At 64.7% G+C, this 12,538-nt stretch carries 11 protein-coding genes; all 11 read right to left on the reverse strand.

The window, feature by feature from the left end:
* Position 1 precedes the first annotated feature (1 nt).
* From murC to mraZ, 11 genes are read right to left on the reverse strand one after another with little or no spacing between them, the layout of a single operon-like run.
* Positions 2 to 1,396 carry a UDP-N-acetylmuramate--L-alanine ligase gene (gene murC / locus AC1PPK_RS00345; protein WP_481115863.1) on the reverse strand — a complete coding sequence of 465 codons (1,395 nt, stop codon included), beginning with the start codon at positions 1,394 to 1,396 and terminating at the stop codon, positions 2 to 4.
* A gap of 9 nt (positions 1,397 to 1,405) precedes the next feature.
* Complete coding sequence (gene murG / locus AC1PPK_RS00350) at positions 1,406 to 2,464, reverse strand: undecaprenyldiphospho-muramoylpentapeptide beta-N-acetylglucosaminyltransferase (RefSeq protein ID WP_481115864.1); 1,059 nt, start codon at positions 2,462 to 2,464, stop codon at positions 1,406 to 1,408.
* Positions 2,464 to 3,699, reverse strand: a complete 1,236-nt coding sequence (gene ftsW / locus AC1PPK_RS00355; protein ID WP_481115865.1) for a putative lipid II flippase FtsW — start codon at positions 3,697 to 3,699, stop codon at positions 2,464 to 2,466. The genes murG and ftsW overlap by 1 nt, the downstream gene beginning before the upstream one ends.
* Positions 3,696 to 5,087 (reverse strand): UDP-N-acetylmuramoyl-L-alanine--D-glutamate ligase, encoded by a 1,392-nt coding sequence (murD, locus tag AC1PPK_RS00360; RefSeq protein ID WP_481115866.1) that lies wholly within the window; start codon positions 5,085 to 5,087, stop codon positions 3,696 to 3,698. The genes ftsW and murD overlap by 4 nt, the downstream gene beginning before the upstream one ends.
* A 6-nt stretch (positions 5,088 to 5,093) precedes the next feature.
* Positions 5,094 to 6,182 carry a phospho-N-acetylmuramoyl-pentapeptide-transferase gene (mraY, locus tag AC1PPK_RS00365; protein ID WP_481115867.1) on the reverse strand — a complete coding sequence of 363 codons (1,089 nt, stop codon included), beginning with the start codon at positions 6,180 to 6,182 and terminating at the stop codon, positions 5,094 to 5,096.
* Positions 6,183 to 6,242: 60 nt separating this feature from the next.
* The gene (locus AC1PPK_RS00370) at positions 6,243 to 7,619 is read right to left on the reverse strand and encodes a UDP-N-acetylmuramoyl-tripeptide--D-alanyl-D-alanine ligase (RefSeq protein WP_481115868.1); all 1,377 of its coding nucleotides are present in this window, start codon (positions 7,617 to 7,619) and stop codon (positions 6,243 to 6,245) included.
* Positions 7,616 to 9,133, reverse strand: coding sequence for a UDP-N-acetylmuramoyl-L-alanyl-D-glutamate--2,6-diaminopimelate ligase (locus AC1PPK_RS00375; protein WP_481115869.1), 1,518 nt, complete (start codon positions 9,131 to 9,133; stop codon positions 7,616 to 7,618). The genes AC1PPK_RS00370 and AC1PPK_RS00375 overlap by 4 nt, the downstream gene beginning before the upstream one ends.
* The gene (locus AC1PPK_RS00380; protein WP_481115870.1) at positions 9,134 to 10,891 is read right to left on the reverse strand and encodes a peptidoglycan D,D-transpeptidase FtsI family protein; all 1,758 of its coding nucleotides are present in this window, start codon (positions 10,889 to 10,891) and stop codon (positions 9,134 to 9,136) included.
* Positions 10,888 to 11,154 carry a cell division protein FtsL gene (ftsL, locus tag AC1PPK_RS00385; protein WP_079436376.1) on the reverse strand — a complete coding sequence of 89 codons (267 nt, stop codon included), beginning with the start codon at positions 11,152 to 11,154 and terminating at the stop codon, positions 10,888 to 10,890. The genes AC1PPK_RS00380 and ftsL overlap by 4 nt, the downstream gene beginning before the upstream one ends.
* 1 nt (position 11,155) lies before the next feature.
* Positions 11,156 to 12,082 carry a 16S rRNA (cytosine(1402)-N(4))-methyltransferase RsmH gene (rsmH, locus tag AC1PPK_RS00390; protein WP_481115871.1) on the reverse strand — a complete coding sequence of 309 codons (927 nt, stop codon included), beginning with the start codon at positions 12,080 to 12,082 and terminating at the stop codon, positions 11,156 to 11,158.
* Entirely contained in the window at positions 12,082 to 12,528 is a 447-nt protein-coding gene (mraZ, locus tag AC1PPK_RS00395; RefSeq protein WP_481115872.1) for a division/cell wall cluster transcriptional repressor MraZ, read from the reverse strand. The genes rsmH and mraZ overlap by 1 nt, the downstream gene beginning before the upstream one ends.
* Positions 12,529 to 12,538 lie beyond the last annotated feature (10 nt).

A 12,538-nucleotide genomic window follows, 5' to 3' on the forward strand; every position in this document is an offset into this window, starting at 1 on the left:
ATTAGACTCCACCACTCACCAGTTTGCCGGGTACGGCGCCGATGCTGCCGGCACCCATCGTGATCACCACGTCCCCGTCCTGCGCCGCGGCCAGGATGGCCGCCGGCATGTCTTCGATGTTCTCGACGAACACCGGCTCGATCTTTCCCGCCACGCGCAACGCCCGTGCCAGCGAACGGCCGTCGGCCGCCACGATGGGCGCCTCGCCGGCGGCATACACGTCGCCGAGCAACAGCGCGTCGACGGTGGACAAGACCTTCACGAAATCCTCGAAACAGTCCCGCGTCCGCGTGTAGCGGTGCGGCTGGAAGGCCAGCATCAGGCGCTTGTGCGGGAAGGCGCCGCGGGCGGCGGCAATGGTCGCCGCCATTTCCACCGGATGGTGGCCGTAGTCGTCGATGACGGTGATCGCACCGCCACTAGGCAGCGCCACCTCACCGTAGCGCTGGAAGCGCCGGCCAACGCCCTTGAACTCGGCCAGGGCCTTCACGATCGCCTCGTCGGACACGCCAACCTCGGTCGCCACCGCGATAGCCGCCAACGCGTTGAGCACGTTGTGACGGCCTGGCAGGTTGAGAACCACGTGCAGGGGCTCGAACTCCCCGTGGCGACGCAGCACATCGAACGTCATCTTGCCGTCCACCGCGTGAATGTTCTCCGCATGCACGTGGGCGGACTCCGAGAAGCCGTAACGGACAATCTGCTTGGACACCAGAGGCACAATGGAGCGCACATGCTTGTCGTCGTCGCACAGCACCGCCACGCCGTAGAAAGGCAGGTGCTGCAGGAAATCCACGAAGGACTGCTTGAGCCGCGCGAAATCGTGGCCGTAGGTCTCCATGTGGTCGGCGTCGATGTTGGTAACGACCGAAATCACCGGCGTCAGCAACAGGAAGGACGCATCGGATTCGTCCGCCTCAGCTACCAGAAAGTCGCCCTTGCCGAGGCGCGCATTGGCGCCGGCGGCGTTGAGCTTGCCACCGATCACGAAGGTCGGATCCAGCCCGCCCTCGGCGAGGATGCTCGCCACCAGCGAGGTGGTCGTAGTCTTGCCGTGGGTGCCGGCGATGGCGATGCCCTGCTTGAGGCGCATCAACTCGGCCAGCATCTGGGCTCGCGGCACCACCGGAATACCACGGTTGCGGGCGGCGATGACTTCCGGGTTGTCGCCCTTTACTGCGGTGGACGTCACCACTGCATCGGCCTCGGCGACGTTCTCGGCGGCGTGCCCCTGCACCACGCGGGCGCCCAGCGCCTGCAGGCGGCGGGTCGCCACGTTGTCGCCCAGGTCGGAGCCGCTGACCTCGTAACCGAGGTTGAGCAGTACCTCAGCGATACCGCTCATGCCGGCGCCGCCAATCCCGACGAAATGAATGCTTTTGACTTTGTGTTTCACGTTCTTCCTTTAGCCGGCGAGACCGGCGCAGACGTCCGCCACACGGGCCGTCGCTTCCGGCTTGGCACACCCGCGGGCCTTGTCGGCCATCGTCAGCAGGCGCTCGCGATCCATCTCCTGCAGCAGCGCGGCCAGGCGCTGCGGCGTCAGTTCGGTTTGCGGCAACAGCACCGCCGCGCCGGCATCGGCGAGGAAGCGGGCATTGCCGGTCTGGTGGTCGTCCACCGCGTGGGGGAAGGGCACAAGCACGCTGGCCACACCGACAGCCGCCAGCTCAGCGACGGTCAGCGCGCCTGAACGGCAGATCACCAGATCCGCATCGGCATAGCGCACTGCCATGTCGTCGATGAAGGGCAGCAGCTCGCCTTCCACACCGGCCGCGTGGTAGGCCGCGCGCAGCGCATCGATCTGCCTGGCACCCGCCTGATGCGTGACGACCGGACGCAGCGCAGGCGCCAGCAGCGCCAGTGCCTTCGGCATCGCCTCGTTGAGGGCTGCCGCACCAAGACTGCCACCGACCACCAGCACGCGCAGCGGGCCCGAGCGGCCGGCAAAACGCTGCGCGGGAGGCGCCACGGCGGCGATATCGGCACGCACCGGATTACCGGCCCATTCACCCTTCTTCAGCACGCCCGGGAAACCGGTCACCACCTTGTCGGCCACGCCGGCCAGCACCCTGTTGGCCAAGCCGGCGACGGAATTCTGTTCATGCACCACCACCGGCCGGCCGAGCAGTGCCGCCATCATGCCGCCTGGGAAGGTCACATAGCCGCCCATGCCAAGCACCACATCCGGCTTGACACGCCGGATCTGGCCGAGGGCTTGGGCAAAGCCACGCAGCAGGTTCAACGGCAGCAGCAGCTTGCGCAGCACACCCTTGCCGCGCAGAGCCGAGAAACGCACCCAGGCCATGTCGTAGCCGCTGGCCGGCACGATGCGCGCTTCCATGCCCTCCGGGTTGCCCATCCACACCACCCTCCAGCCGCGCGCGCGCAAGGCGTCGGCAACGGCAAGGCCGGGGTAGATGTGGCCGCCGGTACCGCCGGCCATAACCAACAGCGTCGGCATCAGGCCTTGCCTCCACGCATGATCTGGCGGTTTTCCCAGTCGATCCGCAGCAGGATCGCGATGGCCACGCAATTGGCGAGAATACCGGAGCCGCCGAAGCTCATCATCGGCAGGGTCAGCCCCTTGGTAGGCAGCAGGCCCATGTTCACGCCCATATTGATGAAGGACTGCACACCGAACCAGATGGCGATCCCCTGGGCCACCAGCGCCGCGTAGTTGCGCTCCAGCACCACAGCCTGACGGCCGATCGCGAAAGCGCGCTGGATCAGGATCGCGAACAGCACGATCACCGTCACCACGCCGGCGAAGCCAAGCTCCTCGGCGATCACCGCCAGCAGGAAGTCGGTATGGGCTTCCGGCAGGTAGAACAGTTTCTCGATGCTGCCACCGAGACCGACGCCGAACCATTCTCCGCGGCCGAAAGCGATCAGCGCGTGGGACAGCTGGTAACCCTTGCCGTAGGCGTCCTGCCAGGGGTCCATGAAACCGAGGATGCGCTGGCGGCGATACTCGGAGAAGGTGATCAGCAGCACGAAACCTACCGCCGCCACCACAGCCAGCAGCGCGAACAGGCGGACGTTGATGCCGCCCAGAAAGAGCACGCCGAAGGCGATCGCGGTGATCACGACGAAGGCGCCGAAGTCCGGCTCCTTCAGCAGCAGGAAGCCGACGAACAGGATCACTCCGGCCATTGGCAGGAAGCCCTGCTTGAAGCTGCCCATCAACGGCAGCTTGCGGGCCGTGTAATCCGCCGCATAAAGGGCGGCGAACAGCTTCATCAACTCGGATGGCTGCAGATTAACGACCCCCAGCGGCAACCAGCGCCGGGCGCCGTTCACATCCCTCCCCACGTGGGGAACCAGCACGATCAGCAGCAACACCACGCCGGCGATAAAAAGCAATGGCGCCATCTCCTGCCAGGCACGCATCGGGATCTGGAAGACCATCACACCGGCGATCAGGCCAATCGTCAGGAAGACCGCATGGCGGATCAGGAAATAGGCCGGCTGGTGACCGAACATGCGGCTGCCTTCAGCAGTCGCGATGGACGCCGAGAACACCATCACCAAGCCCATAAGTAGCAGCGCCGCCGACGACCAGATCAGCGCCGGATCGAGCTCTCGCGGCTGGCCGAGCGGACGCATCAGGCGATGGACCGCGCGGCCGGTCACCAGCGAACCGTTGTCGCCGGCATGACGGGCCCAGAAATCGGACAGGCGGGCAGCGAGTTTCATACGGCACGCACTCCGGGCAGACGTTTCACCGCGTCGATGAAAACCTGGGCGCGATGGGCATAGTTGCGGAACATGTCGAGGCTGGCACAGGCGGGCGACAGGAGCACCACGTCGCCGGTTTCGGCGCGGGCATCTGCTTCCAGCACCGCCGCATCCATGTCGGCAGCGTGAATCAACGGCACGCCGCAACCGACCACAGCGGCCTCGATGGTCCGCGCGTCGCGGCCGATCAACACAACGGCGCGGGCGTAGCGGCTGAAAGCATCCCTCAGGGGGGAAAAATCCTGGCCCTTGCCATCGCCGCCGACGATCAGCACCACCTTGCGGCGCAGCCCTTCCAGCGCGGCAACCGTCGCGCCCACGTTGGTGCCCTTGGAGTCGTCGTAATAGGTCACGCCATCGCTACGCTCGGCGACCTGCTCGACCCGATGCGGCAGGCCACGGAAGGCCTTCAGCGCCGCCACCAAGGCGGGCCGCGGCAGGCCGGCGGCCTCGCACAAGGCCAGCGCGGCCAGCGCGTTGGCGACGTTGTGGCTGCCGGCCAGCTTCAGCTCTGAACGCGCCAGCAGGCGCTCGGCTCCACGCACCAGCCATTCGCCGTCGGCAACCTGCACCATACCGAAATCATCGGCACCGGCCGGCGCATCGACGCCGAAAGTGAACACGCGTCGCCCCGGCAGGGCCATCGCCGCGACGCGGGCATCTTCCCGGTTCAGGACCTGCACGCCATTTCCCTGGAAGACTGCCGCCTTAGTGGAGGCGTAGTCGTCCAGCCCGTCGTATCGGTCCAGGTGATCGTCAGTAACGTTGAGCACCGTGGCCGAAACGGCTTCGAGCGCCGGCGAGGTTTCCAGCTGGAAACTCGACAGTTCCAGTACCCACACTGCAGGCAACGCCTGACCGGCGGCCTGACGACCCATCAATACATCCAGCGCCGCCGGGCTAATATTGCCGGCAACCACGCCATCCACACCGCAGGCCCGCACCATCTCGCCGGCCAGCGTGGTAGTGGTTGTCTTGCCGTTGGTGCCAGTGATGGCAACGATCTTCGTCTGCTCACGCACGCCGAGGATCTCGAGGGCCTGAACCAGCAGATCCATCTCGCCGACGACCGGGATGCCGCGCTGGCGGGCCATCTGCACAAGGGGCTGGCGCGGGTCGATACCCGGGCTGATCGCGATGCGGTCCACTCCGTTGAGCAGAGTCAGTTCGAACGGACCGGTGACGATCTCCGCTGCCGGCACCTCGCCACGCAGGCGATCCGCATTAGGCGGCTGCTGACGGGAATCCGCCACCCGCAGCACCGCGCCCTGCCCGGCCAGCCAGCGGGCCATCGCCAGGCCGGATTCGCCAAGGCCGAGAACGAGGGTGAGTTGGGCAGTGCTCATGTCGGCTTACCGCAGCTTGAGGGAGGACAGACCAAACAGCACGAGCATGATCGTGATGATCCAGAAACGCACGACTACCTGGGTTTCCTTCCAGCCACCGAGCTCGTAGTGATGGTGCAGCGGCGCCATGCGGAAGATGCGCTTACCACCGGAGTACTTGAAGTACAGCACCTGCACCATCACCGACATGGCTTCGGCGACGAACAGGCCACCCATGATGAACAGTACGATCTCCTGGCGGACGATCACCGCGATGGTACCCATCGCCGCACCGAGGGCCAGCGCGCCGACGTCGCCCATGAAGACCTCCGCCGGGTAGGCGTTGAACCACAGGAAACCCAGGCCGGCACCGGCGATCGCGCCGCAGATGACCGCCAGCTCACCGGCCCCCGGGATATAGGGCACCCCAAGATACTTGGAGAAGCCCATGTGGCCGGCGACATAGGCGAAGATCGCCAGCGCCGAACTGACCATCACGGTCGGCATGATAGCCAGGCCGTCGAGGCCGTCGGTGAGGTTCACCGAGTGGCTGGTGCCATTGATGACGAAGTAGCTCAGGATGATGAAGCCGATCACGCCGAGCGGATAGGCCACGGTCTTGAAGAAGGGCACGATCAGTTCTATCTGGGCCGGCAGCGTAGCCGTCAGGCCGAGGAACATGGCTGCCACCAGTGCGATGGCGGAGGTCCACAAGTATTTCCAGCGGCTCGCCAACCCCTTCGGGTCGCGATAGACCACCTTACGCCAGTCATCCACCCAGCCCACGGCACCGAAGCCAAGGGTCACGAAGAGCACCACCCATACGTATTTGTTGCGCAGATCACCCCACAGCAACGTGGTGAAGGCGATGGCAATGAGGATCAGCGCACCACCCATGGTCGGCGTACCGGCCTTGGTCAGATGGGACTTGGGGCCATCGTCGCGCACCGCCTGGCCGATTTTTTTTGCGGCCAGCCAACGGATCACCGGGGGACCGAAGACGAGCGACAACACCAGCGCCGTACCGGCAGCCAGCACCGTGCGCAGCGTGATATAGCCGAACACGTTGAAAAAACGGGCGTCCTTGCCTAACAACAGGGCCAGTTCAAGCAGCATGACAGGCCTCCCCGCCTACGAAGGAAACCCGACTGCCAACCCTTGTACTGCAACAAATCATCAAACCTTCTCCGCGATGGCGCTCACGACCCGCTCCATCTTCATGAAGCGGGAACCTTTCACGAGCACCACCGTATCTGCATTGAGCTCCTGCTTCAGCGCCGCGACCAGTTCGTCGAGCTTGCTGAAATGGAAACCGCCTTCGCCGAAATTGCGTGCCGCAATCTCGCTCATCTCACCCAGACCGAACAGGAAATCGACGCCTTCGCTCTTCGCGTAGCCGCCGATCTCGTCGTGGTACTGGAAACTCTGCTCGCCGATCTCCCCCATGTCGCCGATCACCAGGATCTTGCGGCCCGGGGTTGCGGCCAGCACTGCGATGCCGGCACGCATCGAGTCGGGGTTGGCGTTATAGCTGTCGTCGATGACCACAGCGCCGTTGAGGCCCTTGCACAGGTGCAGACGTCCCGGCGTACCCGTGAATCCACCCAGCCCATCGGCCACCGCTTCGAGGGTCACCCCCGCCGCCAGACAGGCTGCTGCCGCCGCCAGTGCATTGCGCACGTTATGCTCGCCCGGCACCTGCAACCGGAACCGGACTTCGCCTTGGGGGGCGTTCAGCACGACATCGCTGGCAAAACCGTGACAGGTGCTGCGCGCGGTGACATCGGCGGCCGCCTTCAGACCGAAGGTAAGCGTCCGGCGCCCTTCGTTGAGGCCCTGCCAGAAGCCCGCGAAGGCGTCGTCGGCATTAATCACCGCAACACCGTCCGACGCCAGGCCGTTGTAGATCGCCCCCTTTTCGCGGGCGACCTCCTTGAGGTTGCCCATGCCCTCCAAGTGCGCGCGCTGGGCATTGTTCACCAGCGCCACGGTCGGCCGGGCCAGATGGGTCAGGTAGTCGATCTCGCCCGGATGGTTCATACCCATCTCGATGACAGCTGCCCGGTGGTTGCCCGACAGGCGCAGCAGCATCAACGGGAGACCGATATCGTTGTTGAGGTTGCCCTTTGTGGCCAGTACTGCCAGGTCGGGGTCGAAACCGTCGCGACGCGTCTGCTCACGCAGGATCGCCGCACACATTTCCTTGACGGTGGTCTTGCCGTTGCTGCCGGTCACGCCGATCAGCGGCAATTCGAAACGGCTGCGCCATCTCGCAGCCAGGCGGCCGAGCCCCAGGCGCGTGTCGTCGACGATCACCAGCGGCAGCGGTACCGGGTTGGCCGCCGCCCAAGCGCGGTCCACCATAGCTGCCGCCGCCCCTTGCGCTGCCACCGCAGACACAAAGGCGTGTGCATCGAAGCGCTCGCCGCGCAGGGCTACGAATAGCTGCCCCGGCTGGATTGCACGGGAATCGGTGCTCACGGACGAAAAAACGGCATTCCCGCCCACCGCCGTACCCGCCGTAGCCAGCGCGGCTTCCTGGATATCCATCACAACAGATCTCCCTGAGCATCGTTCCAGGCTTGCAACGCGCCCCGGGCCTGCTCCACGTCGGAGAATGGGTAACGCACACCCTTGATTTCCTGATAAGGCTCATGCCCCTTGCCGGCCACTACGATCACGTCGTCGGCAGCGGCGGACAGGATGGCCTTGCGGATCGCCTCGGCGCGATCGGGAATGATCTCCACCTGAGGGCCGCTCGCAGCCACTGCGATCTGTTGCAGGATCGCCAACGGATCCTCGCTGCGCGGATTATCGCTGGTCAGTACGACCCGGTCGGCGAGGCGTGCCGCCAGTTCGCCCATGATCGGCCGTTTGCCGGGATCGCGGTCGCCGCCGCAGCCGAACACGCAAGTCATGCGCCCGTTGCGTGCGGTAACAGTCGCGCGCACAGCGGTCAGCACCTGCTCCAACGCATCCGGCGAGTGGGCGTAGTCGACCACCACCAACGGATCGCACACGCCGCCCAGAGTCTGCATGCGCCCCTGCGGCGGCGTCAGGCCTTCGGCCACCGAAGCCGCATCGTCGAGCGTGAAACCGGACGCCATCAGCGTACCGATGACCGCCAGCAGGTTGGAGACGTTGAATTGTCCGACCAGATTCGGATACAGATCGGCGGACTCGTTGCCGCAGCGCGCGGTGAAACGCATGCCGGCGGCCGTCGTGGTGAGCTTGTCGGCGATCAACACGCGATTGACCGGGGCCGCGTCGGCATTGCTGGCGATGAGGGTGTAACCGATCACCTCCAGCCCGTGCCCGGCCAGGCGACGGGCTTGCTCCATGCCGAAACGGTCGTCCAGGTTGAGCACCACCGAGCGCAGCCCGGGCATGTCAAACAGGCGAGCCTTGGCGGCGGCATAGTTTTCCATGCTGCCGTGGTAGTCGAGATGATCACGGGTCAGATTGGTGAACACCGCCACATCAAAGCGCAGCCCGTTGAGACGTCCTTGGTCGAGCCCGATAGAGGACACCTCCATGGCCACGGCCTGGGCATCGGCTGCTCGAAACTCGGCAAGCGTACGATGCAGGGTCAGACTGTCCGGCGTAGTGTTGAGGCTGGCCGACAGCGCACCGGGAAAGCCGATGCCCAATGTCCCGACCACTCCACACTTGCGGCCGAGGGCCGCAAAGGCACGGGTCAACCACTGGCTCACGGAGGTCTTGCCATTGGTGCCGGTCACGCCGACCAGCCACAAGGCCTCCGACGGGCGTCCAAAAACTTCATCGGCCAGATAACCGGACAGCGTCGCGAGGCCGTCCACTGCCAGATTGGCAAGCTTCAGGTCGGCATCCCAGACGTAGCCATTGCGCTCCCACAATACAGCCGCAGCGCCTGCATTGACCGCATCCTTGATGAAGCGCCGCCCGTCCACCCGATGCCCGGGATGGGCCAGGAAGACATCACCCGGACGCACCTGGCGTGAATCGACGCACAAGCGCGACACAGCCACACCAGCCTTGGCCAAGGCATCGAGAATGGCGCGCGCCTTCTGCTGAGGCAACTGCATCTACATGGACTCCCCGGAAGCGGCAGACGTGGCGCCCTGACGGGCAACCTGCAAGGGTTTCAAGGGCGCATCGGCCGGCACGCCGAGAGTTCTCAGGGCACCGCCCATCACCTGCGCGAAGACCGGGCCCGCGACGTCACCGCCGTAGTGCTTGCCGCCCGTCGGTTCGTCGATCATCACTGCGACGATCAGGCGCGGATCGGAAATCGGCGCGATGCCGACAAAGGACGCCACGTACTTGAGCGCATAGCGGCCGCCGACCAGCTTCATGGCCGTACCGGTCTTGCCGCCAACGCGGTAGCCCGGAATATTGGCCTGGGTGGCGGTCCCTCCCGGCTGGACCACCATTTCGAGCATCTGGCGCACTTCACGGGCAGTTTGTGGGGAAAACACCTGCGTACCATGCAGCGGGGGCGCATCCAGACGCGACAGGGATAACGGCACCATGTCACCGTCGCGAGCAAACACCTGGTAGGCATTGGCCATTTGCATCAGGCTCACCGAGATGCCGTGGCCATAGGACATCGTGGCCTGCTCGATCGGACGCCAGCTCTTGGCTGGACGCAAGCGACCACCGACCTCCCCCGGGAACCCGAGCTTCAGTGGCGAACCGAAGCCAAGGTTGTCGAACATCTTCCACATCACTTCGGGCTGGAAGGTCAGCGCCATCTTGGCTGCGCCGATGTTCGACGACTTCTGGATCACCTGAGCCACGGTCAAGGCACCATGGGGGTGGGCATCAGAAATCGTCGCCGTGCCGATGGTCATCCGCCCCGGCGCACAATTGATGATGGTATTTGACGTGAACTTGCCGTTCTCGAGGGCCAGAGCCGCTGTGAAGGGCTTCATCGTCGAACCCGGCTCGTAGGTGTCGGTCAGGGCCCGGTTGCGCAACTGATCACCGGTGAGATGAACCCGGTTGTTCGGATTGAAGGTCGGCGCATTGGCCAGCGCCAGGATCTCGCCAGTCTTTGCATCGAGCACCACCACACCGCCGGCCTTGGCCTTGTTGTCAGTGATGGCCTGCTTCAGTGCCGCGTGGGCCAGGTACTGGATCTTATTGTCGAGCGCCAGCGCCACTTCCTTACCATCCTGTGGCGGACGGATGGACTGCACGTCCTCGACCACATTACCACGCCGGTCCTTGACGACCCGGCGGGAACCGGGCTTTCCAGCCAGCGCCGATTCGTAAGCCAACTCAATGCCTTCCTGCCCCTTGTCGTCGACACCGGTGAAGCCCAGCATGTGGGCCGTAACTTCGCCACCGGGGTAGAAACGACGGTATTCCCGCTGGTCGTGGATGCCCGGCAGCTTCAGCGCAGCAATATGGTCCGCCAGCTCCGGCGAAACCTGACGCTTCAGATAGACGAACTCCTTGTCCACCGCCAGCTTCTGGTTAACCTCGTTGACGTCCATCTCCAGCAAGCCGGCCAACTGGCGCGTCTGGGCCGGGCTGAGACGGGCATCCTCCGGAATCGCCCAGATCGACTTGACTGGCGAAGATACCGCTAGCACGTCCCCCTGACGGTCGGTGATCTTGCCACGGGTCGCCGGCACGCTCAGCAGACGAGCGTAACGAGACTCGCCCTTGGCCTGCAGGAACTGGTCATTGACGCCCTGCAGATAGGCCGCCCGGCCGATCAGCGCCAGCGAGCCGCCAAGCAGGCACAGCAGCACGAAGCGCGGGCGCCAGGCCGGCAACTCGGAACGCAGGAGAGGATTGTGATTGAAGGTGACGCCCTTCTTGGCCTTGGTCATGGCCGCTCCTCGATGGCAATGATCTGCCCAGACTGAGGCGGGCGCATCGCGAGTTTTTCGCGAGCGAGCTTTTCGATACGAGCGTGAGCAGCCCAAGTGCTCTGCTCCAACTGGAGCTGCCCCCACTCGACTTCCAGCTGGCTGGAGCGCTGCTGCTCCCGCTCGACGGCGGCATACAGCTTGCGGGCTTGGTGCTGGGACGCAACGACGCCAAGGCTGCTGGCCACCACCAGCATCAGGAGGAATCCGTTGAGACGCGCCATGTCAGGCCTCCAGCCTCTCGGCAATACGCATCACGGCACTGCGCGAACGCGGATTGGCGGCCACTTCGGCATCGGACGGCCACACGGGTTTGCCCACCAACGCCAGCTTCGGCTTCGGCAGATCGACCGCGCGGACCGGCAGACGAGCGGGAAGCTGTGGCGGACGAGACTCATCCCGCATGAAGCGCTTGGCGATGCGGTCTTCAAGCGAGTGGAAACTGATCACCACCAGACGGCCTCCCACAGCCAGCCTTGCAACAACCTGTGGAAGAACTAGCGACAGTTCCTCGAGCTCTTGATTGACACAAATCCGTAGAGCCTGGAAGGTGCGCGTCGCGGGGTGCTGGCCCGGCTCGCGTGTGCGGACCGCTTTTTCCACGATCGCGGCAAGTTGTCTAGTGGTTGCAACAGCCCCCCCTGCCCGAGCAGCTGCAATCGCCTTTGCAATCTCATAAGCAAACCGTTCTTCACCGTATTCCCTCAGTACGCGGGTGATGTCAGCAATCGGCGCATCCGCCAGCCATTCCGCGGCGGTCACCCCGCGGGTCGTATCCATTCGCATGTCGAGCGGCGCATCGAACCGGAAGCTCATACCCCGCTCTGCCTCATCCAGCTGGGGGGATGACACACCCAGGTCCAGCAGGACACCGTCCACCCTCTCGACCCCCCGCTCGGCAAGGGCCTCGGCGAAATCCGAAAACGGCACATGCACCAGTTCGAAGCGTGGATCCGCAATCGCCAGCCCCGCGGCAATCGCCACCGGGTCCCGGTCAAAGGCGATCAGGCGCCCCTTCGGCCCGAGCTTCGCCAGGATTGCTCGACTGTGCCCGCCACGTCCGAAGGTGCCGTCCACATAGACGCCGTCCGGCTTGATAGCCAGGGCTGCCACTGCCTCATTCAGTAGCACCGTGATATGCGGTGTATTCATCACAGCGGCAAAGTTTCCCAACCGGCAGGCATGAGCTGTTCGCCCAAGGCGAAGATCGCCTCCTGCTGCTTCTGCCAGCCGGCATCCGACCATAGCTCGAAGTGATCGCCCTGCCCCACCAGATGCACCTGTTTTTCCAGTTGAGCGAAGGCCCGCAACTCCGGCGCGATGAGCACACGCCCTGCCGAATCCACCTCCTCGTCACGGGCAAAGCCGACGAGGAGACGCTTGAGGAGGGCGGAATGCTGATCGAGGCTGGAGCCGGCTAACACCTTGTCACGGATCGGCAACCAGGCCGGCGCCGGATAGATCAGCAGGCAACGATGGGGATGAGCAGTGAGAACGAGTTGATTCTCGGCGAGCTTCGTCAGCACGTCCCGATGCCGCGCCGGAATCGCCAAGCGACCCTTCGCATCGAGACTGAGCGCTGCTGCGCCTTGAAACATCACTTCCCCC

It is taken from the genome of Zoogloea sp. JDB1 (genome assembly GCF_056724025.1).